Source organism: Amycolatopsis sp. TNS106, from assembly GCF_019330265.1.
GTDB classification, from domain to species: Bacteria; Actinomycetota; Actinomycetes; order Mycobacteriales; family Pseudonocardiaceae; genus Amycolatopsis; species Amycolatopsis lurida.
Map to the genome: position 1 here is coordinate 904,049 of NZ_CP024972.1, position 23,513 is coordinate 927,561.

The window sequence follows — 23,513 nt, forward strand, 5'->3', positions numbered from 1 at the left end:
GAATCCCGCTGAAAGATCGCCGAACCCGGCGAGGTTCGACCAGCCCAGCCGAACAGGAGGTCCGCCGGTGAGTCATGCGACGGCGCGCACGCGGGTACTCGGCGTCAATCCGCTCGGACGTCCCGATCCGGGGCTGGCGGCCGCCGTCGCCAGGGGCGGTGGTCTCGGGATCTTGCCGATCGGATCCATAGTGGACGGAGGGTTCCCGTTCGGCGTCCGGATCCCCGCTGGACGTCCCGTGCGGGACGAAGAGGTACGGGAAAGCGGCGCGGGGCTCGTCCTGCTGGCCGAGGGGGCGGTCTGGCGGGGCAGGGCCGGCCTCCCCGTGCTGGCCGAGGTGACCGGTGTCGAGCAGGCCGTCCGGATGCTCGACGCCGGCGCCTCCGGTCTGGTGGCGAGGGGAGCCGAGGCGGGCGGCTCGGACCTCACCACCTTCGTCCTGCTGCAACGGTTGCTGGCGCGGTTCGGTGACGGTGTCCCGGTGTGGGCGTACGGGGGCATCGGGCCGAGGACGGCGGTGGCCGCGATCGCCGGCGGCGCGGCGGGCGTGGTACTCGACGGGCTCGGCCTGTTCCCGGAGGCCGACGTGCCCGCCGAGGACCGTACCGAACTGGCCAGGGCCGACGACGGGCTCAGCGCGATGCTCGCGAATCGCTTCGAGGACGCCGAAAGCGCTGTCCGCTCGGTCGTGCGGTCGCTCGCGGTGCCGACGGCCGTTCCCGCGGACCAGGGTGACCGGCTGTGCCGCACCTTGGGAACCCGCCTGCCGGTCGTACAGGGCCCGATGACGCGGGTGAGCGACCAGCCCGGTTTCGCCGCCGCCGTGGCCGCGAACGACGGCTTCCCCTTCGTCGCGGTCGCCACCGCGAACGGCGCCAAGACCACCGAGCTGCTCGGCCGCACCGCCGAAGCCCTCGGCGAACGACCTTGGGGCGCGGGCATCCTCGGCTTCGTCCCGGAGGCCCTGCGCGCCGAACAGCTCGCGGCGATCCGCGCGGCCCGTCCGCGATGTGTGCTGATCGCGGGCGGGAAACCGGCGCAGGCCAAGACGCTGGAGGCCGACGGTATCGCGACCTTCCTCCACGTGCCGTCGCCGATCCTCCTGCGGCAGTTCCTCGACGCCGGGATCCGCCGGTTCGTCTTCGAGGGCGCCGAATGCGGCGGGCATATCGGTCCGCGGTCGAGCTTCGTGCTGTGGGAACAGCAGCTGGACGTCCTGCGCGAACACGGCGCCGATGACGTCGAGATCCTGTTCGCGGGCGGCATCCACGACGCCCGGTCCGCCGCGATGGTGTCGGCGATGGCGGAGCCGCTCACGGGCGTCGGTGTCCTGATGGGCACCGCGTACCTCTTCACCGAAGAGGCCGTGACCCACGGCGCCATCACCGGGACCTTCCAGACCCGGGTGCTCGACGCCGCCTCCACGGTCACCTTGGAGACCGCGCCCGGACATCTGACCCGCTGCCTGCCGAGCCCGTACACCGACGAGTTCGCCGCGCTGAAGGCCGGGCTCCGCGCGGACGGCGTCCCGCCGCAGGAGGCCTGGCAGCGGCTCGAAGAGCTGAACACCGGGCGGCTGCGGATCGCGAGCAAGGGCATCCGGCGGGAAGGCGACGCGCTCGTCGAGGTCGACACGCTCGGTCAGCTCGCCGAGGGGATGTACATGGCGGGACAGGTGACCGTCCTGCGCGAAGACCGCACCGACATCGCCGCCCTGCACCGGGAAGTCACCGAAGGCGCGGCCGCACTGCTCGCCGCCCGCGTTCCCGCCGAGGAGTCCGTTGTGGACGGTGACATCGCGATCGTCGGAATGGCCTGCGTGTTCCCGGGGGCGCCCGATCTCCCGGCCTTCTGGTCCACCGTCCTGCGCGGCGCGGACGCCGTCACCGAGGTGCCGGATCAGCGCTGGGACAAGGAGATCTACGCGGACCAGTCGACGTCGAAATGGGGCGGTTTCCTGCCTGCGGTGGACTTCGATCCGCTCGCCTACGGCATCCCGCCCAAGTCGATGGGCAGTATCGACCCGGCCCAGCTCGTGTCCCTGCAAACCGCGCGCCGCGCCCTCGAAGACGCCGGTTACGGCGAAGGCGGCTTCGACCGCGAGCGCACCAGCGTCATCTTCGGCGCCGAGGCCGGGGGAGATCTGGCGAATGCCGGAGTGCTGCGCGCGCTGCTCCCCAGCTACCTCGAGGACGTCCCGGAAGAACTCCTCGCCCAGCTGCCGGAGCTGACCGAAGACTCTTTCCCCGGCACCCTCGCCAACGTCATCTCCGGCCGGATCGCCAACCGCCTCGACCTCGGCGGCGCCAACTACACCGTGGACGCCGCGTGCGGCTCCTCGCTGGCCGCGCTGGACCTCGCGGTGAAGGAACTGCGGGCGGGGACGAGTTCGATGGTCCTGTGCGGCGCGGTCGATCTGCACAACGGCGTCAACGACTACCTCATGTTCACCTCGGCGGGCGCCCTGTCGCCGACCGGCCGGTGCCGTCCGTTCGACGCGGCGGCGGACGGGATCGCCCTCGGCGAGGGCGTCGCCTGTCTCGTGCTCAAGCGGCGGTCCGACGCGGAACGCGACGGCGATCGCGTCTACGCCGTGGTCAAGGGCATCGGCGCTGCCAGTGACGGCAAGGCGCTCGGTCTCACCGCGCCGCGTCCCGAGGGGCAGCGACGAGCCCTCGCCCGCGCGTACAGCGACGCCGGCGTGTCCCCGGCGGACGTATCGCTCGTCGAGGCGCACGGTACGGGCACGGTCGTCGGTGACGCCACCGAACTGACCACGCTCACCGAGTTCTTCCTCGCCGCGGGCGCCGAACCGGGTACGTGCGCGCTGGGCTCGGTGAAGAGCCAGATCGGGCACACGAAATGCGCCGCGGGCCTGGCAGGCCTGATGAAGGCGGCGCTGGCGCTGTGGCATGAGGTCGTGCCGCCCACGCTGCACCTGAGCAGGCCGAACCCCGCCTGGGACGTCGGGACCAGTCCCTTCACCTTCTCCACCGGCGCCCGGCCGATGCCGGTTCCGCGCGGACGCGAGTTCGCCGGAGTGAGCGCGTTCGGGTTCGGCGGGACCAATTTCCACGCGGTGCTCGCCGCCCCCGGAGTGCCGCCGTCGCGGCGGCACGGCCCGCGTGACTGGGACGCCGAGCTGGTCCTGCTCCGCGGCACCGACGTGGACGCCGCCCGTGCCACCCTGCGGGATCTGCTGGCGGCCAACGAAGGCCGTCCGGTGCGGGAGATCGCGGCCCTCGCCGCCGAATCGGGAGCCTCCGCGCCGGTGCGGCTCGCGGTCGTCGCGAGTGACGTCGCGGAACTGCGCGAGGCCGCCGAGAACGGCGGAGGTCTTGTCGCGGAGGACACCGAAGCCGGTGCGGTCGCGTTCCTGTTCCCCGGCCAAGGCAGTCAGCGGACGGGCATGCTGGCGGACCTGTTCGTGCACTTCCCCGAAGTGGCCGACGTCCTGAAGCTCGCTCCCGACGTCGCCGCGACGGCGTTCCCGTCACGCGCGTTCACCGAAGACGCCCGCGCCGCGCAGGAGGAAGCGCTCAAGGACACGCGGGTCGCACAGCCCGCGCTCGGGCTCGTCGAGTCGGCCGTCTGCCGGTTGTTCGCCGACCTCGGCGTCCGGCCGGATCTGCTGGCTGGGCACAGCTACGGCGAACTGACCGCGCTGTCGGTCGCCGGCGCGTTCGACACGCCGACCCTGGTGGCGCTCAGCCGGGCCAGGGCCCGCTCGATCGCCGAAGTCGCGGGCGCGGACCCGGGCGCGATGGCCGCGGTGAAGGCGTCCAGCGAGGAGCTGGGCGCCGCCCTCGACCACCCGGACGTCGTTCTGGCCAACCACAACGCGCCGGGGCAGACCGTCCTTTCCGGACCGACGGCCGCCATCGAGGAGGCGGTCCGCGAACTGCGAGCACGGGGAATCGGCGCGAAACGGATCCCGGTCGCCTGCGCCTTCCACAGCCCGCTGGTCGCCGGGGCGAGCGACGTGTTCGCCGTCGATCTCGACAACGCCGAGATCGGCGAGCCGGGTCCGCCGGTGTGGTCGAACCGCACCGCCCGGCCGTACGAAGCCGGAGCGGTCCGTGCCGAGCTCGCGGCGCAGATCGGCTCGCCGGTGCGCTTCGTCGAACTGATCGAGGACATGTACGCGGCAGGGGCGCGCACGTTCGTGGAAGCGGGCCCCGGGCAGGTGCTTTCCCGGCTGGTCAAGGACATCCTCGGCGACCGGCCGTACACCGTGATCGCGTGCGACCCCGGCGGGCCGGGGCTGCGCGGGTTCCTCACCGCGCTCGCGCGCCTGGCCCTCACCGGCGTCGACGTGCGCACCGAACGGCTCTTCCGCGGCCGTGTCCGTGTCGGCCCGCTCCCCAAACCCGCTTGGACCGTGGACGGCCAGACCGTCCGCGCACCCGGCGGCGAGGTCCCCGCCCATGGGCTCGTGCCCGCCCGACGAATCCCGAGGACGACCATGAACCAGCCCGCGCCCGGACGTGACCAGGCCGTCGTCGAATTCCTCCGCACCAGCCGCGAACTGCTGGCGGCGCAACGGGACGTGATGCTGGGGTACCTCGGCACCACGCCGCTCGCCCCGGCTCCGGTGCGGGCTCCGGTCGTGCCGGCGCTGGTGCCACCGGTCGAGGCGGCGGTCGTCGTACCCGAGCCGGAACCGGTCGCCGAGGCCGCGGTCACGGACGTCCTGGCCACCGTGATCGGCGCGATCAGCGAACGCACCGGCTATCCGGCCGAGATGATCGACGCCGATCTCGATCTGGAAGCGGATCTTTCCATCGACTCGATCAAACGCACCGAGATCGCGGGCTCGCTGCTCGCGAAGCTGGGCCTCACCGGCCGGGTGCACGACGACGCCCAAGATCAGCTCAGCCGCGACCGGACGGCGAGCGCGCTGGCCGCACGGCTTCGGAAGTGGCTCGAACCGGCGGCGCCGGTCGCCGCGACGCCGGTTCCCGCCGAGACACCGGTCGGAACGGCACCCGGGCGATACCTGCTGGACCGCGTTTCCGCGCCGCTCGGCACGCCCGACCTCGCCGAGGTGAACGGCAAATCGGTCGCGGTGAGTTTCGAGCCCGGTCAGGAGGAACTGGCCGAGTCGGTCCGCGCGGTGTTCGCCGACGCGGGTGCGTCGCCGGGGGAGCGGGGCGAGGCCGACTTCGTCGTCGTGCTGAATCCGTTGTCGGACGCCGAGGAACCCGTCGCGGCGCAGGTGTTCGGCCTGCTCAAGTGCGCCAAGGGTGCGGTGCTCGTGGTGGCCAGGCCGGGTACCGCGCACACCGCCGGACTGCGCGGTCTCATCCGCGCGGCGGCGCGGGAGCGGAGCGAGCCGACCAGGCTCGTCGAACTGGAGTCCACTGTGGACCTAGCGCGAATCGTGCTGGAAGAGGTGATCGCGGACGGCCCGGTGGCCGTTCGCTACGACACCGCGGGACGCGCGGCGTTCGAGCCCTCCGCGGGCTCGCTCGGTTCGATCGCGTATGCGGGCGCCGGTCCCGGCGGAGGAGAGGCCAAGGCGCTCGGCCTCGACGCGGATTCGGTGCTGTTGCTGATCGGCGGCGCCCGCGGGATCACCGCGCGGGCGGCGGTCGCGCTGGCGGCGAGCGGATGCCGCATCGAACTGGCGGGCCGCACCCCGTGGCCGGCCGAACCCGGCGACGAGGACCTTCCCGGTGACGCACCGGGGATGCGCTCGGCTTTGGCCGCGCGTGGGGGTTCGCTGGCGGACATCGAACGCCGGGTGCGCACCGTGCTGGCCCAGCGCGAGATCGCGCGGACGCTCGACCAGATCCGGGCGGCGGGCGGTGTCGCCGCGTATCGGCCGCTCGACGTGCGCGACGCCGCGGCCGTCCGGCAGGTGGTCAAGGATCTGCACACGCGCTACGGCCGGATCGACGGCGTCGTCCACGCGGCCGGGGTGATCGACGACAAGCTGATGGCCGACAAGGACGAGCAGTCGTTCCGCACGGTGTACGGGACCAAAGTGGACGGTGCGCGGGCGTTGCTCGACGCGCTGGAGCATTTCGGCGTGCGGCCCGCGTTCGTGACCTTCTTCGGGAGTATCGCCGCGGTGCTGGGAAACCGGGGTCAGACCGACTACGCGGCGGCGAACGACGCGCTCGAAACCCTCGGCGAGCAGTGGGCGGAGCGCACCGGCTGCCGTGCGCTGACCGTCCACTGGGGGCCGTGGGCGCCTTCGGACGATCACGCGGGCATGGTCTCGCCCGAGCTGGCGCGCGAGTACGAGCGTCGCGAGGTGGCGCTGATCGACCCGGACGAAGGTACCGCCGCGCTCCTGCGTGAGCTGGCCTACGGCCCGGCCGACGTCCGCTCGGTGCTCTACACGGCGTCGCTGTGGTGAACCAGGAGCCGGTCGCGATCGTCGGGATGGGCGTGTTCCTTCCCGGCGCGTCCACTGTGGACGAATATTGGCGGAACATCGAGTCGGGCACCGACGCGATCACCGAGATCCCGCCGCACCGCTGGGATCCGAGCTTCCACGACGGCGACGGCAGCACGCCGGACCGCACCTACGGCAGGCGCGGCGGGTTCGTCGCCGACAGCCTGGACTTCGACGCGACGGCGCTCGGCATCGCCCCCAGCAGCGTCGCCGGGATGGAGCCGGACCAGCTCGTCGCGCTGGCCGTGGCCGCTTCCGCGGTCGACGACGCAGGTGGCCTGCGACGGCTCGGTGACCTCGAACGCGTGGGCGTCATCCTCGGCAGGGGCGGCTACCTCTCACCCGGGCTCCAGCGGTTCGACCAGCGGGTCCGGTCGGTCCGCCAGATCACCGGCGCGGTCCGGGAGCTGCTGCCGTCGGCGCGACCGGAGATGCTCGACCGGCTCCGCGACGCACTGCTGGAACCGCTCGGCGAGTTCCGGCCGGACACCGCGATCGGGCTGGTGCCGAACCTCGCCGCGTCGCGGGTCGCCAACCGCCTGGACCTCGGCGGCCCGGCGTACACGGTGGACGCGGCCTGCGCGTCGTCGCTGCTCGCCGTGGACCAGGCGATCGGTGAACTCGCCCGGCGCCGCTGTGACGTCGTGCTGGCCGGCGGCGTACACCACTGCCACGACGACACGCTCTGGTCGATGTTCACCCAGCTCGGCGCCCTCTCGCCGAGCCAGCGGATCAACCCGTTCTCGCGTGACGCCGACGGCCTGCTGATCGGCGAAGGCACCGCGATCGTCGTGCTGAAGCGGTTCTACGACGCGCGTCGCGACGGCGACCGGGTCTACGCGGTGCTGCGCGGTTCGGGGACGTCGAGCGACGGGAAGGGCGCGAGCCTGCTCAGCCCGGCCGTCGCCGGTCAGACGCTGGCGCTGCGCCGCGCGTGGGCGTCGGCGGGCCTCGATCCCACCGTGCCCGGTGCGCTCGGCCTGCTGGAGGCGCACGGGACCGCGACGCCTGCCGGGGACGCGGCCGAACTGGCCACCCTCGCCGAGGTGTTCGGCCCGCCGGACGGACCACGCGCCGCGATCGGCGCGGTGAAAGCGATGATCGGTCACACCATGCCGACCGCCGGGGCCGCCGGGCTGGTCAAGGCGGCGCTCGCCCTGCACCACGCGATCCTGCCGCCGACCGTGAACTGCGCCGATCCGAGCCCCCTCCTGGACAAGACACGGTTCCGTACCTTGGCCACCGCCGAGCGCTGGCGTTCGGGGGACGTCCCGCGCCGGGCGGCGGTCAACGCCTTCGGTTTCGGCGGTGTCAACGCGCACGTGGTGCTGGAGGAGGCCGACCCGGCACCCGCGCGGCCGCGCCGGGCCAAGGTGACCGGGGAACCCGAGCGCGTCCTGCTGCTCGCGGCGGCCACACCCGGGGACCTGCGCGCCCTGCTCGACCGCCCGGAGCCGGAATCCGGTGGGCACGGCCCGTGCCGGATCGGGCTCGTCCGGCCCGACGGGAAACGGCTCGAAGTCGCGCGGAGGGTGCTCGCCAAGGTCGCGGCCGAGGGCGGCTCCTGGCACGGCCCCAACGACATCTGGTGCACGACCGCGCCCCTGCTGGACCAGGCCGGGGCGAAGACCGCGTTCGTCTATCCGGGACTGGAAGCGGACGCGGAACCACGCTGTGCCGACGTCGCCGGGCATTTCGGCTTGGACCGGCCGGAGTGGTCGACGGCGAGCGTGCTTTCGCGCGCTTCGAGCGTGTCCCAGGTCGGGTTGCTGCTCGACGCCGCGCTGAGGCGACTCGCCATCAAACCGGATCTGCTCGCCGGGCACAGTGTCGGCGAATGGACCGCGATGCAGGCGGCGGGGATGTACCCGGGACAGTCCACGGAGGACATGCTGAACCGGTACTGGCCGCAGGGATTCACGCTGCCGGATGCCGAGTTCCTCGTACTCGGCTGCTCCGCCGAGCGTGCCGAGGCGCTGCTCGCGGCCGAACCGGAGCTGATGATCTCGCACGAGAACGCGCCACGGCAGACGATCGTCTGCGGTGACCCGGCGGCCGCGGCCCGGCTCGCCAAGCTGTGCACGCAGCACGGCGTCGTCGCCAGGACACTGCCGTTCCGGTCCGGGTTCCACACCCCGCTGATGCGGTCCCGGCTCGGCCCGTTCACCCGGCTCGTGGCGGAACTCGACCTGAAGCCGCCGCGGATCCCGGTCTGGTCGGCGACCACGGCACGGCCGTATCCCGCGGATCCGGTGGAGGTCCGTGAGCTGTACCTGGCACACCTGGTGCGCAAGGTCCGGTTCCGGGAGCTGGTCGACGCGCTCTACGCCGATGGCGCGAGGGTCTTCGTGCAGGCGGGCGCCGGTCAGCTCGGTTCGTTCGTGTCGGACACCCTGGGCTCGCGGCCGCATCTGGTCATTCCGGCGTCGTCCGGTACGAGGCCAGGTCTCGCGCAGTTGCGCAGGGTCGCCACCGCGGTCTGGGTGGAAGGCGGACGGCCCGCGTTCGAAGCACTGGAGCCGCGCCGCACCCGGATCGACACGGCGGGTTCACTGCTCTCGGTCGAGGGTGACGTCAAAGGCATGTTCGACGGCGCGGTTCCCGAGCTGGTCCACGGCGTGCCGGACGCGATCGTCGCGGAGTTCACAGCGCTGCTCGCCGAGACCAGGGAGGCCGCCGCCAGCGTCGCCAACGCCGCGGCACGGCGCACCGTCGAGTCCACTGTGGACGTCTCACTCGCGACGATGCCGTACCTGGTGGACCATCGGTTCTTCCGTCAGCGCGTGGACTGGCCCGACGAAGCCGACTTCCGTCCCACCGTCCCGGCGACGACGCTGGTCGACCTGGCCTGCCGGGAAGCGGAACGGGCGTGGCCGGGTACGGTCGCGACCGGGGTGAGCAACGCGGCGTTCTCCCGGTGGCTGATCGCCGCCCCGGCCGCGCGCGTGCCGCTCTCGATGACCCGCGAAGGCGACCTGATCAGTGTCCAAATAGGACCGCACGCCAGTATGGACGTCCATCTGGCACAGCGGTATCCGGCGGCTCCCCGGCCGTCCCCGCCGCCGGGGCCGGAAACCGCGCCGCCGTTGAGCGCCGCCGAGATCTACACCCGCCGCGAGATGTTCCACGGCCCCGCGTACCAAGGGCTGGACAAGCTCATCGGGCTCGGTGAACGGCATATCCGCGGCGACCTCGTCGTGCCGACGGCGCCCGGCGCGCTGCTGGACAACGTCGGCCAGCTGTTGGGCTGCTGGCTGATGGCCACCAAGGCGGACGCGCTGCTGGCGTTCCCGACGTCGATGGGCCGGATCACCTGGTACGCGCCGGAACCGGCGCCGGGGACCCGGCTGCGCTGCGTGGTGCGGGTCCGGCTGCCCCGGCCGGACGTGCTGGAGATGGACGCGGAACTCGTGCTGGACGGCGCCGTGCTGGCCAGGATCGAGCAGTGGCGCGACATCCGGTTCCCGTGCGACCGGCCCGCCCACCGGGTGTACGCCTTCCCGGACCGGAACCGGCTTTCCGAGGACCACCACGGCGGGTGGACCCTGGTCACCGACCGGTGGCCGAGCCCGGCGGCGCGGGACATCTACGCCGGCGTCTACCTGGGCGCGGCGGAACGTGCCGAGTTCGCCGCCTGCGCGCCCCGGCGGCAACGCGGCTGGCTGCTGGAACGGATCGCGATCAAGGACGCGGTCCGCGCGAAACTCGGCCTGGACGGCGTGTACCCGGCGGAACTCCGGGTGAGCGCCGACGGGACCAGGGTGACCGGGCTCCACGGCCGGACGGTGCCACCACTGGAGGTGGCCGTCGCGACGACGGGAGAGGTCGCGGTCGCCCTCGTCCGCGAACCGGGCGCGACGCCGCCCAGGATCGCGATCCGGGTGGAAGGCGAGCTCGCCGGGCTCGCCGAGGAGATCGGTATCGGCGCGGAATTCGCCGGAATCCCCGGGCACGTGGTGGCCTGGAACCGCGGGTAAGAGCAAGGAGCAGAGCATGACGATCGAACAGCAGAGCCCGGCGTCGGTCTTCGGCACCGTGGCCGAGTTGCTGAAGGAATTGGTCGGGGACACCGACGTCCTCGGCATCGAGATCACCCCGCAGACCACCTTTCACGAGGATCTCCAGCTGGAGAGCATCGACCTGGTGACCTTCGCGAGCATCCTCGCCGAGTTCTTCGGCGCGGACGTCAACCTCGCGGAGTTCCTGGCGGAGAAGGACCTCGACGACGTGATCGGGCTCCGGGTCGGCGACATCGCCGACTACGTGGCCGCCCGCCTCGGCGAACGGGCGTAGGGCGATGCCGACGATGACCGTCAACGGGCTGCGCACCAACGTGCAGCTCGTGCCCGGCGGGGGCACGGAGACCGTGGTGTTCCTGCACGGCATGGGCACCGACAGTCTCGCGAGCTTCTACCTGACGCTCGCGCCGCCGGTCGCCGCCGCCGGGGTGGACGTGATCAGCTACGACCTGCGCGGGCACGGCAAGACGGAACGTCCCGAACGCGGGTACACGATCGGGGATTTCGTCGACGACCTCGACGACCTGCTCGACCAGCTCGACCTCGACCGGCCCGTTCACCTGGTGGGCAACAGTTTCGGCGGCACCCTCGCCTACAGCTACGCCGTGGCGAAACCGGAACGGGTGCGCAGCATCGTGTGCATCGAGTCGGAGCCCGCCACGGAACTGTGGGCGGGCAAGATGGCGCGGATCCTCGAACACACCGTGAGCTTCTTGAAGGTCGAGGAAAGCTTCGACTGGATCGAGGCCAACTACAGCGCGCATCACCGCCGGCTGGCGCGGATGGCGGCCGAACGGATCATGTCGACGTCGATGGCCGAGGAGGTCCCGCTCGGTCCGCTGCTGACCAGGGACCAGGTGGCGGGGATCGGCTGCCCGGTACTGTCCATTTTGGGCAGTCACGGCTATCAGGCCGACGACCTGACCGCGTTGACGTCCTTGTTGCCCCGCGGCGAGCTGCACGTGTTCGAGGGGCAGGGCCATTCGGTGCTCGTCGAACAGCACCGGGAAGTCCGGGAACTGCTGATCGACTGGATCTCGCGGCACGGGAGGCCACGCGGATGAAGTTCCTGCTGGTCGTCCCGCCGCTCACCGGGCACGTGGCGCCGTTGCGCGCGGTGGCCGCCGAGCTGGTGGGGCGTGGCCACGACGTCGCCTGGTGCGGTCCGGAACCCACGACGTCCGAGCTGACCCGGGCGGGCCGGGTGTACGCGGCCGGGGACGCGCTGGATTTCGCCGTCGAGCGCCGTCCCGAGGGCCTGCGCGGGTTCGCGGCGCTGAAATACCTTTGGGAGCAGTATCTGGTTCCGCTCGCGGACGCGATGGTGCCAGGGGTCGAGAAGGCGGTGGGCGAGTTCCGGCCGGACGTCGTGCTCGCCGACCAGCAGGCGTTCGCGGGCGCCCTCGTGGCGAGCCGCCGCGCGCTGCCGTGGGTGACGTCGGCGTCGACGTCCACCGAACTCGGGGACCCGCTGGGCGCCATGCCGAAGATCGCCGCCTGGGTCGACGGGTTGCAGGAAGGCCTGCGTGCGCGGCACCAAGTGTCCTGCGGGGACCTGCGTTTCTCACCGGATCTCATCCTCGCCTTCACCACCGTGTCCCTGACCGGGCCGATCGCCGGCCTGGGTGCGGTCCGGTTCGTCGGCCCAGCGCTGGCCCCCGCGCCCCCGGTGGGCTTCTCGTGGGACCGGCTCGACGGCCGTCCGCTCGTCCTCGCCACCCTCGGCACCGCCAACGCCGCTCTCGGCCGTCGCTTCCTGTCCGAATGCGTCGACGCGCTCGCCGGGATGCCGGAGGTGCAAGGCCTCGTCGTCGATCCCACCGGCGAGCTGCTCAGCGACGAGGTACTGGTGGTCAAAAGGATCCCGCAGGCGGATGTGGTGCGGAAGGCGGCGGCGGTGATCTGCCACGGCGGGCACAACACGGTCAGTGAGACCCTCGCCTCCGGCCTGCCGCTGGTGATCGCGCCGATCCGGGACGACCAGTCGATGCTGGCGCAGCAGGTCGAGGCCGCCGGCGCCGGGTTGCGGCTGCGCTTCGACCGCGTGAAGGCACCCGACATCCGCGACACGGTCACCGAGGTGCTGACCGAACCCGCCTACGCCGCCGCGGCCGCCCGGGTGCGGGCCTCGTTCGCGGCGGCCGGGGGAGTCGTGGCGGCCGCGGACCACCTGGAAGCCTTGCCGCGCTGACCCTCCGTTGGGCGTAACTCGCGTGCTTGGAGCCGTAACTCGCGTGATTGAAGGCGTAACACGCAGATACGCCTTCAATCACGTGAGTTACGCCTTCAATCACGCGAGTGCGGGTTTCAGGCCATCGGGGTGACGCCTCGCGGCGAGCGGAACGTCCTCGCCGCGACCCACCCGCCTGCCGCGGCCGCCACGGCGGCGATCGCGAGCGAAATGGGGACCGACCAGCCGGAAGGCCGTCCGAGCGCGAGCGCGCGGGTCGCGTCGATCGCGTAGGTCAGGGGGTTGAGCGCCGAGACCACCCGCAGCCACGTCGGCATCGTCTCGAGCGGCATGTACGCGCTGGACGAGAACATCAGCGGGAACATGACCACGAACGACGCCATCTGCAGGGTTTCGGCCTTGCGCAGCCAGGTCGTGATGGCGACGAAGATCCAGCTCAGGCACCAGCCGACGACCAGCGTGAGCATAAGAGCAGCGGTGACACCGAAAACGCCGCCGGTCGGCCGGAAACCCAGCAGGACCACGCTGGCGAGCGCGGTCACCAGCAGTTGCACGGCGAGCCGGGCGGAATCGGAGATGGTGCGCGCCACCAGGACGGCCGAAAGGCTGATGGGCATGCAGCGGAGCCGTCCGGTGAATCCACTGTAGATCTCCGCGAGCAGACCCGCCCCCGAACTCATCGCCGTCGTCATCGCGATGTTCACCAGCGTCGCCGGGACGAGGAAATTCACGTAGCCCTGGTAAGCCGCGACACCGGGCAGCGTGCTGACGCCGTTGAACACCTGGCTGAACAACAGGAGCAGCACGATCGGTTGCAGCAGACCGAAGAACACCAGCCGCCGGTCGCCGAACGCGGTCTTCAGCGAGCGGGCGGCGAGCACCCGGACCTGGGTGGCGAAGCTGCTCGGCGGCCAGGTCGCCGGATCACCCAGCACCGGCGGGGACGGCGCACGATGCCGTGCCTCGGTCATGGTGTGACCGCCGGATTCCGGTGCAGGGAAAGGTAGACGTCGTCGAGCGTCGGCTCCGCGACGGTGAGGTCCCTCATCGGTGCGCCGGCCGCGTCGAGCGCGCGCACCAGCACCGTGATGTCGGAGGGCCCGGACAGCGCGACACCGAGCACCAGCCCGGAGGCCGACGTCGTGCAGCTCATGCCGAGCCGGTGCACCGCGGCCAGCGCGCGGCGGGCGGCGAGATCCGTGCCGAAGGTCAGGGTCGCGGTCCGTTCCCCGAGCCGGGCCTTCAGTTCCGACGGCCGCCCGGAAACGGTGACGTGCCCCAGCCCCAGCACGATGACGTGATCCGCCAGTCTGTCCGCCTCCTCGAGGTATTGCGTGGTGAGCACGACGGTGGTGCCGCGCGCGGCGAGCCGTTCGACGCCGTCCCAGAGCCCCGCGCGGCTGAGCGGGTCGAGACCGGTCGTCGGTTCGTCGAGGAAGAGGACGTCGGGGGAGCCGACGAGCCCGGCGGCCAGGTCGAGCCGCCGCCGCATGCCGCCGGAGTACGTCCGCGCGGGCCGGTCGGCCGCGTCGTCGAGGCCGAACATGGCGAGCAGTTCGGCCGCGCGGGCCCTGGCCTGGCGCCGGTTCGCGCCCAGTAACCGGGCGACGAGTTCGAGATTGCCGCGACCGGAGAGCGCGTCGTCGACCGCCGCGAACTGGCCGGTGACCCCGATCCGCCGCCGGACGTGATGGCCGGCGCGCACGACGTCGAAACCGCAGACCTTGGCGCTGCCGCCGTCCGGTTCGACGCGCGTGCTCAGGATGTCGATCAACGTCGTCTTGCCCGCGCCGTTGTGGCCGAGCACCGCGAGCACGGTGCCGCGGCCGACCCGGAGACTGACGCCGGCGAGGGCCGTCACTTCACCGTAGTGCTTGGCGAGGCCGGACACCTCGATGGCAGCCTGCTCCATTCGCCGAACGTAGCGGGGCCTTCGGTGCGGCCGCAATGCCCAGAGGCTCGTGAGTGACAAGGACGGTTAGAACCGTCATTACCACTCACGAGACCGGACGCAAAACAGTTACGCCCATTACAATCTTTTCCCGCCGCGGACCCTCCATTCCCGAATTGCTTGTCCCCCTGGCATTCCGTCAGTAGCGTGCTGCTCCAGTTGGCCGTTCGGCCGGACAAGTCGAAATGAGGAAGCCCGAATGTCAGTGCTGACCGGGCGCGTTCCGCGCGCCCTCCTGCTCCCGGCGGTGCTGGGGCTGGGGGCGCTTTCCTTGGCTTCCGCCTCCGCCGATCCCGCGCGGACACTCCAGACACGAGAAGCCCTCGCGCAGGAACCCGCCATCGCGCAGGCCGGGCTGACGTTCGGTTTCTACGTCGGTGACGACCAACAGCCCACCACCAGCCGCGTCGCGAAACTCGGTTCGGACATCACCTTCCCGCAGGGCCGGTTCGACGGCAAGATCCTCGGTTTCACCGGACAGGTGCCGATCACCGGCAAACTCGCCATCCCGCCGACGTCGAGCTATTTCGTGTCCTTCCGGTTCATGCCCGCCACCGGCGACGTCGAACTCATCCCGGACGGCGACGCCACCGGCACGGTCCTCGTGAAGACCGGCGCCACCGGCGACTGCAAGGAGGTCGGCACCAACATCTGCGCGCACACCGACGTCACGAACAAGGTGTTCATCAAGCTCTCGAACGCCAAAGTGGACGGAAAGGTCCTCGACGTCGGCCCGAACTGCCGGACCGCGCAATCGGTCGCGGTGAACATCAAGGCCCTGGTGCCGCTCGCGTTCCCCGCCCCGCCGGTGAAGGTCACGAGCACCTTCACGACACCGGGGTTCACCGGCTGCGGGGTGCGTGAGGACCTGAGCCCGTTGCTCACCGGCCTGGTCTCCGGCCCGGGCAACACCCTGGTCACCAACCTCAGGCTGCGATGCGTCGGCGACGGCCCGCCGCCCAACGGATGTGGAGCCTGACGATGGCCAGTCCAGTCGCCCTGCTCGCCCGCGCGCCGGAGAAGGCCGCCGCGGGCCTGCGCGAGTTCGGCCGCATGTGCGCCATGGGGATCGACGTCGTCCTCGCGATGTTCCGCCGCCCGGTGCAGGTCCGAGAGTTCATCCAGCAGTTCTGGTTCATCGCGAGCGTGTCGATCACCCCCGCGATCCTCGTGTCGATCCCGTTCGGCGCGGTCATCTCGCTGCAACTGGGTTCGCTCACGAGTCAGATCGGCGCGCAGCAGTTCAACGGCGCCGCGAGTGTCCTCGCGGTGGTGCAGCAGGCCAGTCCGATCGTGACCACGCTGATCATCGCGGGAGCGGGCGGTTCGGCGATCTGCGCGGATCTGGGCGCCCGGTCGATCCGCGAGGAGATCGACGCGATGGAGGTGCTCGGTGTCTCGCCGATCCACCGGCTGATCGTGCCCCGCGTACAGGCGGCCATCGGCGTTTCGGTGCTGCTGAACGGTTTGGTCAGCGTCGTCGGCGTCCTCGGCGGCTACTTCTTCAACGTCATCGTGCAGGGCGGCACGCCGGGCGCGTACCTCGCGAGTTTCAACGCGCTGGCCCAGCTGCCCGACCTCGTGGTCAGCTCGATCAAGGCGTTCATCTTCGGTTTCCTCGCCGGCGTCGTCGCGGCCTACCGGGGCCTGAACCCCAAGGGCGGCCCCAAAGGCGTGGGCGACGTCGTCAACCAGTCGGTGGTGATCACGTTCCTGCTCCTGTTCTTCGTCAACACGATCCTGACCGCGCTGTACCTGCAGCTCGTCCCCGCGAAGGGAACCTGATCCCGTGACCAGCGTCCCCGAACGGGCCCGCGAGGCGTTCAAACGCCCCGGCAACAGTCTTTTCGAGCTGGGCGACCAGTTGCTGTTCTACATCCGCGCGCTCGCGGCGATCCCGATGGCGGTCACCCGCTACTTCCGGGAAGTGGTGCGCCTGCTCGCGGAAGTGACCTTCGGCAGCGGGGCCCTGGCGGTGATCGGCGGCACCGTCGGCGTGATGGTCGGCCTGTGCGTGTTCACCGGGATCACCGTCGGACTGCAGGGTTTCAGCGCGCTGAATCAGATCAACATCTCCGCGATGACCGGCTTCCTCACCGCGTACTTCAACACCCGCGAGATCGCGCCGCTGTCGGCAGGGCTCGCGTTGTCCGCGACGGTCGGCGCCGGGTTCACCGCGCAACTGGGCGCCATGCGGATCTCCGAAGAGATCGACGCGCTCGAAGTGATGGCCGTACGCAGCATGCCGTACCTCGTCACCACCCGGATCGTGGCCGGATTCATCGCGATCATCCCGCTCTACGTGATCGGCCTGCTGATCTCCTACCTGGGCTCGCGGGTGACGACGGTGGTCTTCTTCGGGCAGTCCGGCGGAACCTACGACCACTACTTCTCCTTGTTCCTACCGCCCGAAGACGTGCTGTGGTCGTTCGCCAAGGTCCTCGTCTTCAGCGTCGGCGTCATCCTCACGCACTGCTTCTACGGCTATCGCGCGGCGGGCGGCCCGGCCGGCGTCGGGGTCGCGGTCGGCCGCGCCGTGCGGACGTCGATCGTGCTGATCAGCGTGCTGGACCTCTTCCTCAGCCTGGCGATCTGGGGCGCCACCACGACGGTGAAGGTGTCCGGATGAGCGCGCGCGCACGGACACAGGCGGCGGGGGTGGTCTTCCTCGTCATCCTGGTGCTCCTCGGCTGGCTCGCCGTCGCGATCTTCAACAAGGACTTCGAACGCGCGGAACTGGTCACGCTCAAGACCGACCGGGTCGGCAACCAGCTGGCCCCGCCCGCCGAGGTCAAGGTCCGCGGTGTGCCGTTCGGCGAGGTCAGGGCGGTGCGGGGCACCGCGGAGGGCGCGGAGATCGATCTCGCCATCGACCCGGCGAAGATCGATCAGCTGCCGCGCAACGTCTCGGCGCGGTTGCTGCCGAAGACGGTGTTCGGCGAGCGCTATGTCAACCTCGTCCTCCCGGAGCGGCCCGCGGGTGGCTCGCTGCGCGACGGCGACGTCATCGGCCAGGACCGGTCTTCCAACGCGATCGAGCTGGAGCGCGTCCTCGGAGATCTGCTGCCGCTGCTGCGCGCGGTGCAGCCGCAGAAGCTGAACAGTTCACTGGGTGCGATCTCGCTCGCGCTCGACAACCGCGGGAAGTCCTTGGGGGACAGCATCGTCCAGCTCAACGACCTCCTCAACCAGGTGAACCCGCTGATGCCGCAGTTCAAGGCCGACGTCACCGGTCTCGCCGACGTGGCGGACCTCTACACCGGCGCCGCGCCGGACATCCTCAAGGCGCTTTCGGATCTCTCCACCACCGCGAAGACCATTGTGGACACCCGGGCGGACCTCGACAAGCTGTACACCGGCGTCACCACCGCGAGCGGCGACCTGAACAAGTTCCTGGTGCAGAACAAGGACAACATCATCGGTGTCAGCGTGAAGAGCAGGCCGACGCTCGAGCTGCTTTCGCGCTATTCACCCGAATTCCCTTGCCTGTTCGACGCGGTGAACCGGCTCAAGCCGGCGATGGAGAAGGCACTGGGCAAGGGCACCGGGGAGCCGGGGCTGCACGTGACGCTGTCCGTCCACGATCCGCGCGACAAGTACGTGCCGGGCCGGGACGATCCCAGGTTCGACCAGAAGGGCGGGCCGCGCTGCTATGGCGGCGGCGGGACTTCGGCGGGGGTGGCGTTCGCCGCCGATGGGGACCTCGGCCCGGCCAATTCGAAGGGGGAGCGGGGGCTGGTCGCCGAGCTGCTGGCGCCGTCGCTCGGGATGAAGCCGGCCGAGGTCCCGGACTGGAGCAGCGTGCTCGTCGGCCCGGCCATGCGCGGTACGGAGGTGACCGTCCGATGAGGGGTGTCGCGGGACCGGCGATCAAAGGCCTGGTCTTCTTCGTGATCACCGTGGTGGCGACCGGGATCCTGGCCATCACCATCGCCAATTCCGGCGTCGGCACGACGGTCGGCTACACCGCCAGGTTCACCGACGCCACGTCGGTCAACCCCGGCGACGAGGTCCGGATGTCCGGTGTCCGCATCGGCCAGGTGGATTCGGTCGGCGTGGTCGAGCGGCGGCTGGCGGACGTGCGGTTCTCGGTCGAGAACAAGCGCCGCCTCACCGCCGGGGCCACGGTCACCATCAGGTACCGCAACCTCGTCGGCCAGCGGTATCTCTCGATCGACCCCGGCCCGGACGGGCCGGCGGTCCTGGCCGAGGACGCGTTGATCCCGCCGGAGCGGACGCAGCCGGCACTGGATCTGACCGCGTTGTTCAACGGGTTCAAACCGTTGTTCCAGGCGCTTTCGCCGAGTGACGTCAACCAGTTGTCGTTCGAGATCGTCCAGGTGCTGCAGGGCGAGGGGAGCACCATCGACAGCCTGCTCGAACACACCGCGTCCCTCACGAACACCCTGGCGGGAAAGGACGAGGTGATCGGCCAGGTGGTCGGGAACCTCAACACGGTGCTCGACACGCTCAACTCCCAGGGCGACCAGTTCGACAAACTCGTCGATGTCACCGCGCAACTGGTCTCCGGGCTCGCCGGCGACGCGAAACCCATCGGGCAGGCGATCGGCGGGCTCGGCGAGCTCACCACCGCCACCGCGAATCTGCTCCAGGACGGACGCGCGCCGTTGAAGGACAGCATCAACACTCTCGGTGACCTGTCGAAGAACCTCGCCGACAACACCCCGGTGTTCGAGCAGTTCCTGGCGAACCTGCCGAAGAAGCTGGATCGCATCGGCTCGATGGTCTCGTACGGCTCGTGGTTCAACTTCTACCTTTGCTCGGTGAAATCGGACGCGCCGCCCGCCCCGGGCGGCCCGCCGGTCGGTATCCCGCTGACCCAGGGACGGTGCCGGTGAAAGCGCCGAGGATCAAACCCTTCCGCAGCCGCAACCCGATCGTCGTCGGAGCCGTCACGGCGCTGCTGATGGCGGTGGCGGGCTCGGCGACCTTCTTCTCCGACGATCTCCCGCTCCTCGGCGGCGGGACCACGTACGCGGCCGAGTTCACCGAAGCCGCCGGTCTCAAACGCAACGACGAGGTCCGCGTGGCCGGGGTCAAGGTCGGCGAGGTCTCCGACGTCCTGCTGGACGGTGGCCGGGTCAAGGTCCTGTTCCGGGTCAGGGACACCTGGATCGGCAACCGCACCACCGCCGCGATCAAGATCAAGACGCTACTGGGGCAGAAGAACCTGGTCCTCGACCCGGTCGGCAACGCGGAACTGGATCCGGACGAGCCGATCCCGGTGCAGCGCACGAGTTCGCCCTACGACGTCACCACGGTGTTCAACGACCTCGCGAACACGGTGGGCGCGATCGACACCGACCAGCTGGCGAAGGCGTTCGGGACCTTGTCGGAGACGCTCGGCGCCTCCACCCCGCAGGAGGTCCGGACCGCGTTCGACGGCATCACCGCACTGTCCAAGACACTCGCTTCCCGTGACGAGGAGCTGGTGAAGTTGTTCGAGAACACGAACAAGGTGTCTAAGACGCTCGGGGACCGCTCGCAGCAGATCGAGGCATTGATCCGCGACGGCAACACCCTCCTCACGGAGCTGAACGCGCGCAAGGACGCCATCGCGAAGCTGTTCAGCGGGGTGAAGAACCTGTCGATCCAGCTCAAGGGCCTGGTGGCGGACAACCAGAAGACGCTCGGCCCGGCGCTCGACCAGCTCGATCGCGTCGCCACCGTGCTGCTGCGGAACCAGGACAAGCTCGACGAAAGCCTGCGGCTGGCCGGTCCCTTCTACCGCCTGCTCGGCAACGCGGTCGGCAACGGCCGCTGGATCGACACCTACATCTGCGGGCTCGTCCCGACCGGCGGCACGCCGGGCAGCTGCATGCCTTCGAGGAAGGGGGGACGCTGATGGGGCGCCACTGCACGCTGGCCGATCTCGGCGGACAGGCCCGGCGGCGGGCCTGGGTGCGGCGGCTCGCGCTCGCCGTCGTCGCCGGACTGCTCGTGACGGCGGCCTGGCCGCTGCTGACCAGGCAGGCCGACCGCGTCCTGACCGGGTTCTTCACCGCGACCGTCGGGGTGTACCCGAACACCGAGGTGCGGGTGCTCGGCGTCCCGATCGGTTCGGTGACCAAGGTCGAGCCGCGCGGCACGAACGTCGAGGTGACCATGACGGTCCGGCCCGACGTCAAGCTGCCCGCCGACGTCGGCGCCGTGGTGATCACGCCGAGCCTGGTCGCCGACCGGTACGTGCAGCTCACCCCGGTGTACGTCGGCGGGCCGGAGCTGGGCGACGACGGGCGGATCCCGCCCGAGCGCACCGTCACCCCGGTCGAGGTCGACGAACTACTGGGCAGCCTCAACCAGCTGATGACCGCGCTGGGGCCGAAGGGTGCCAACCGGGACGGAGCGGTCAGCGACGTCCTGACGAAGGCCGCCGCCTACCTCGACGGCAACGGCGGCAAACTCGGCGAGGCGATCAAGAACTTCGGCGAGTTCGCCAGGACCGCGAGCGATTCCAAGGACGACCTGTTCAACTCGGTCGACAACATCAGCAAGTTCACCGCGATGCTCGCGTCGAACGACGACAAGGTGAAACAGGCGATCCAGCAGATCTCCTCGCTCAGCAAGATCCTGGCCGATCAGCGGGACCAGTTCTCCGGCGCGATGACCGAACTCACCGAGGCGCTCAGCGTGGTGCAGGGCTTCATCAAGGACAACCGGGGCAAGGTCAAGTCCGATGTGGACAAGCTCGCCGAGATCACCAAGCTGCTCACTCGGCAGAAGGCGTCGCTGAGCGAAGCACTCGACGCCGCGCCGAACGCGCTGGCGAACGTGCTCGGCGCGTACAACCAGGGTGCGGGCACGCTGGACGGCCGAGGGAACCTCACCGAATTCTCGGGGGCGAAATGAAAACCCGGCTCGCCGCGGTCCTGGTCCTAGTGCTGGCCGCCACCGGTTGCAGCGGCGGTGTCGACGTCTACGACATCCCGCTGCCGGGCGGGGCCGCGCTGGGTGAGCGCCCGATCCACGTCACGGCGAGTTTCACGAACGTGCTGGATCTCGTGCCCCAGTCCGGGGTGAAGGTCAACGACGTCCCGGTCGGCCAGGTGCGGACCGTCGAGCTGGCGCCGGACGGCCGCAGCGCGGTGGTCGGCCTGCTCGTCAACGGGGACGTGAACCTGCCTGCCAACTCCGTCGCGCGGCTGCGGCAGGCGAGCATCCTCGGCGAGAAGTTCGTCGAGCTCGCGCCGCCGCCCGAGGGGACGCCGAGCGGGCGGCTGGTCGACGGCGCGGTGATCCCGCTGGCCAGTTCTTCGCTGACCCCGGAGATCGAGGAGGTGTTCGGCGCGCTGTCCCTGCTGCTCAACGGTGGCGGTGTCGCGCAGGTGCAGAACATCACCCGCGAACTCAACGACGCGCTCGGCGGCAAGGAAAGCGCGGCACGCAGTCTTCTGTCCAATTTGGACACCTTCGTGCGAGGGCTCGACGAGCACAAGGCCGAGATCACCCGTGCCATCGAGAGCGTCAACAAGCTCGCGGCGACGCTGAACGCGAACACCGGGGAGATCAAGGCGACGCTGAACGGGCTCACCCCCGGAATCGAGGTGCTGAACCAGCAGCGCCAGGCGCTGGTCGGGATGCTCAAGTCGCTGGACGGGCTCACCTCGGTCGCGGTCGACACGGTGAACCGCAGCAAGGACGACCTCGTCGCCGACCTCAAGGCGCTCGAACCGTTGCTGCGGAAACTGGCCGAGTCCGGGGACAAGCTGCCGAAGGCGATGGAGATGATCTTCACCTTCCCGTTCCCCGACGCCGCGCTGGAGGCCATCCGCGGCGATTACCTGAACACCTTCCTGACCTTCAAGAACAGTGGTGGCCGCTGATGCTGACCAAGTTCGTCCGCGTCCAGCTGGTGGTCTTCGTGACCATCGCGGTCCTCGGCGTCGCGTACGTCGGCGCGACGTATGCGGGCCTGGACAAACTGGTGCTCGATCGCGGGTACACCGTCAAAGTGCGGCTCGCCACCGGTGGCGGCATCTTCAGCAACGCCGAGGTCACCTATCGGGGCGTGCCGATCGGCCGGGTCGGCGAGCTGCGGCTGACGGCCTCCGGGATGGAGGTCGATCTCGAAATCGAGCCGGGCGGCCCGGAAGTGCCCGCGGACACCGAAGCCGTGGTGGCCAACCGATCGGCCGTCGGTGAGCAGTACGTCGACCTGCGGCCCCGGCGCGGCGACGGCGCCATGCTGCAGGACGGTTCGGTGATCAGCGAGGCGGATACGAAGATCCCGCTGCCCGTGGACATCGTCCTGTCCAGTGTGGACTCGTTCGCCAATTCGGTGCCGAAGCCCGCCCTGCGGACCGTGGTCGACGAACTGTACAAGGCGACGTCCGACGCCGGCCCGGCGCTGGACCAGCTCGTCGGGCGGGGGATCGAGTTCGTGCGGGAGGCGAGCGCGCATGTCGGACCGGTGACCAGGTTCGTGACCGACGCGCAGACCGTGCTCGACACCCAGGTCTCGCAGGCGGACGCGATCCGCTCGTTCGGTGCCAACGCGAAACTGCTCGCCGCGACGTTGAAGAGCTCCGACGGCGATCTGCGGCGGTTGATCCCGGCTGTCCCGGCGGCCGCGAACGAGGTCAGCACGCTCTTGCGGGAGAGCGGGCCTAGTCTCGGCATCCTGCTGGCCAACCTGCTGACCACCGCGGACGTCCTGGAAACGCGTCAGGACGGCATCGAGCAACTGCTGGTCACCGCGCCGAAAGCGGTCGCCGCGGGGCACGCGATCATGGGACCGGACGGCGCGCGTGTCGGCCTCTCGCTGACGTTCTTCGATCCGCCGCCGTGTGTCACGGGTTACGGGACCGTCTACCGCGACGGACTCGACACGTCGCCGCGCCCGTTGAACACCGCGGCGCGCTGTGCCCTGCCCAAGGGCAACCCCACGAACGTGCGTGGCTCGCAGAACGTGCCGGGAAGGTGAAG

General features: G+C 70.4%; 16 protein-coding genes. 14 read left to right on the forward strand and 2 right to left on the reverse strand.

Annotated features, from left to right (window positions below):
* Positions 1-67: 67 nt before the first annotated feature.
* From CVV72_RS04240 to CVV72_RS04260, 5 genes are read left to right on the forward strand one after another with little or no spacing between them, the layout of a single operon-like run.
* A complete protein-coding gene (locus tag CVV72_RS04240) occupies positions 68-6,367 on the forward strand; it encodes a type I polyketide synthase (protein ID WP_219151124.1) in 6,300 nt (2,099 codons plus the stop codon).
* Positions 6,361-10,383, forward strand: a complete 4,023-nt coding sequence (locus tag CVV72_RS04245; protein ID WP_219151125.1) for a beta-ketoacyl synthase N-terminal-like domain-containing protein — start codon at positions 6,361-6,363, stop codon at positions 10,381-10,383. Before CVV72_RS04240 ends, CVV72_RS04245 begins: the two co-directional genes overlap by 7 nt.
* Before the next feature lie 16 nt (positions 10,384-10,399).
* Positions 10,400-10,699: a phosphopantetheine-binding protein gene (locus CVV72_RS04250; RefSeq protein ID WP_034316630.1), complete on the forward strand. Its 300-nt coding sequence runs from the start codon at positions 10,400-10,402 to the stop codon at positions 10,697-10,699.
* A 4-nt stretch (positions 10,700-10,703) separates the two neighbouring features.
* Complete coding sequence (locus CVV72_RS04255; protein WP_219151126.1) at positions 10,704-11,489, forward strand: alpha/beta fold hydrolase; 786 nt, start codon at positions 10,704-10,706, stop codon at positions 11,487-11,489.
* Positions 11,486-12,616: a glycosyltransferase gene (locus CVV72_RS04260; protein ID WP_219151127.1), complete on the forward strand. Its 1,131-nt coding sequence runs from the start codon at positions 11,486-11,488 to the stop codon at positions 12,614-12,616. The genes CVV72_RS04255 and CVV72_RS04260 overlap by 4 nt, the downstream gene beginning before the upstream one ends.
* A 116-nt stretch (positions 12,617-12,732) precedes the next feature.
* Here the strand turns inward: CVV72_RS04260 and CVV72_RS04265 are convergent, their stop codons facing one another.
* Positions 12,733-13,587, reverse strand: a complete 855-nt coding sequence (locus CVV72_RS04265) for an ABC transporter permease (RefSeq protein WP_219151128.1) — start codon at positions 13,585-13,587, stop codon at positions 12,733-12,735.
* Positions 13,584-14,528 (reverse strand): ATP-binding cassette domain-containing protein, encoded by a 945-nt coding sequence (locus CVV72_RS04270; RefSeq protein ID WP_219151129.1) that lies wholly within the window; start codon positions 14,526-14,528, stop codon positions 13,584-13,586. Before CVV72_RS04270 ends, CVV72_RS04265 begins: the two co-directional genes overlap by 4 nt.
* Positions 14,529-14,766: 238 nt before the next feature.
* Here CVV72_RS04270 and CVV72_RS04275 point away from each other — a divergent pair, with 238 nt between their 5' ends.
* From CVV72_RS04275 to CVV72_RS04315, 9 genes are read left to right on the forward strand one after another with little or no spacing between them, the layout of a single operon-like run.
* Complete coding sequence (locus CVV72_RS04275) at positions 14,767-15,546, forward strand: hypothetical protein (RefSeq protein ID WP_219151130.1); 780 nt, start codon at positions 14,767-14,769, stop codon at positions 15,544-15,546.
* A gap of 2 nt (positions 15,547-15,548) precedes the next feature.
* Positions 15,549-16,352, forward strand: coding sequence for an ABC transporter permease (locus tag CVV72_RS04280; protein WP_219151131.1), 804 nt, complete (start codon positions 15,549-15,551; stop codon positions 16,350-16,352).
* A gap of 4 nt (positions 16,353-16,356) precedes the next feature.
* Positions 16,357-17,196 carry an ABC transporter permease gene (locus CVV72_RS04285; protein ID WP_034315131.1) on the forward strand — a complete coding sequence of 280 codons (840 nt, stop codon included), beginning with the start codon at positions 16,357-16,359 and terminating at the stop codon, positions 17,194-17,196.
* Positions 17,193-18,416, forward strand: a complete 1,224-nt coding sequence (locus CVV72_RS04290) for an MCE family protein (protein WP_219151132.1) — start codon at positions 17,193-17,195, stop codon at positions 18,414-18,416. Before CVV72_RS04285 ends, CVV72_RS04290 begins: the two co-directional genes overlap by 4 nt.
* Positions 18,413-19,426, forward strand: coding sequence for an MCE family protein (locus tag CVV72_RS04295; RefSeq protein ID WP_219151133.1), 1,014 nt, complete (start codon positions 18,413-18,415; stop codon positions 19,424-19,426). The genes CVV72_RS04290 and CVV72_RS04295 overlap by 4 nt, the downstream gene beginning before the upstream one ends.
* A complete protein-coding gene (locus CVV72_RS04300; RefSeq protein WP_255632508.1) occupies positions 19,423-20,433 on the forward strand; it encodes an MCE family protein in 1,011 nt (336 codons plus the stop codon). The genes CVV72_RS04295 and CVV72_RS04300 overlap by 4 nt, the downstream gene beginning before the upstream one ends.
* Positions 20,433-21,437 (forward strand): MCE family protein, encoded by a 1,005-nt coding sequence (locus tag CVV72_RS04305; RefSeq protein ID WP_219151134.1) that lies wholly within the window; start codon positions 20,433-20,435, stop codon positions 21,435-21,437. Before CVV72_RS04300 ends, CVV72_RS04305 begins: the two co-directional genes overlap by 1 nt.
* Complete coding sequence (locus CVV72_RS04310; protein ID WP_219151135.1) at positions 21,434-22,411, forward strand: MCE family protein; 978 nt, start codon at positions 21,434-21,436, stop codon at positions 22,409-22,411. The genes CVV72_RS04305 and CVV72_RS04310 overlap by 4 nt, the downstream gene beginning before the upstream one ends.
* A complete protein-coding gene (locus CVV72_RS04315) occupies positions 22,411-23,511 on the forward strand; it encodes an MCE family protein (RefSeq protein ID WP_219151136.1) in 1,101 nt (366 codons plus the stop codon). The genes CVV72_RS04310 and CVV72_RS04315 overlap by 1 nt, the downstream gene beginning before the upstream one ends.
* Positions 23,512-23,513: the final 2 nt, after the last annotated feature.

Coding starts and splice junctions, on each gene's coding strand:
- CVV72_RS04265 (WP_219151128.1), bottom strand. CDS start 13,587: ATGACCGAGGCACGGCATCGTGCGCCGTCCCCGCCGGTGCTGGGTGAT.
- CVV72_RS04260 (WP_219151127.1), top strand. CDS start 11,486: ATGAAGTTCCTGCTGGTCGTCCCGCCGCTCACCGGGCACGTGGCGCCG.
- CVV72_RS04250 (WP_034316630.1), top strand. CDS start 10,400: ATGACGATCGAACAGCAGAGCCCGGCGTCGGTCTTCGGCACCGTGGCC.
- CVV72_RS04315 (WP_219151136.1), top strand. CDS start 22,411: ATGCTGACCAAGTTCGTCCGCGTCCAGCTGGTGGTCTTCGTGACCATC.
- CVV72_RS04290 (WP_219151132.1), top strand. CDS start 17,193: ATGAGCGCGCGCGCACGGACACAGGCGGCGGGGGTGGTCTTCCTCGTC.
- CVV72_RS04275 (WP_219151130.1), top strand. CDS start 14,767: ATGTCAGTGCTGACCGGGCGCGTTCCGCGCGCCCTCCTGCTCCCGGCG.
- CVV72_RS04310 (WP_219151135.1), top strand. CDS start 21,434: ATGAAAACCCGGCTCGCCGCGGTCCTGGTCCTAGTGCTGGCCGCCACC.
- CVV72_RS04280 (WP_219151131.1), top strand. CDS start 15,549: ATGGCCAGTCCAGTCGCCCTGCTCGCCCGCGCGCCGGAGAAGGCCGCC.
- CVV72_RS04295 (WP_219151133.1), top strand. CDS start 18,413: ATGAGGGGTGTCGCGGGACCGGCGATCAAAGGCCTGGTCTTCTTCGTG.
- CVV72_RS04270 (WP_219151129.1), bottom strand. CDS start 14,528: ATGGAGCAGGCTGCCATCGAGGTGTCCGGCCTCGCCAAGCACTACGGT.
- CVV72_RS04305 (WP_219151134.1), top strand. CDS start 20,433: ATGGGGCGCCACTGCACGCTGGCCGATCTCGGCGGACAGGCCCGGCGG.
- CVV72_RS04255 (WP_219151126.1), top strand. CDS start 10,704: ATGCCGACGATGACCGTCAACGGGCTGCGCACCAACGTGCAGCTCGTG.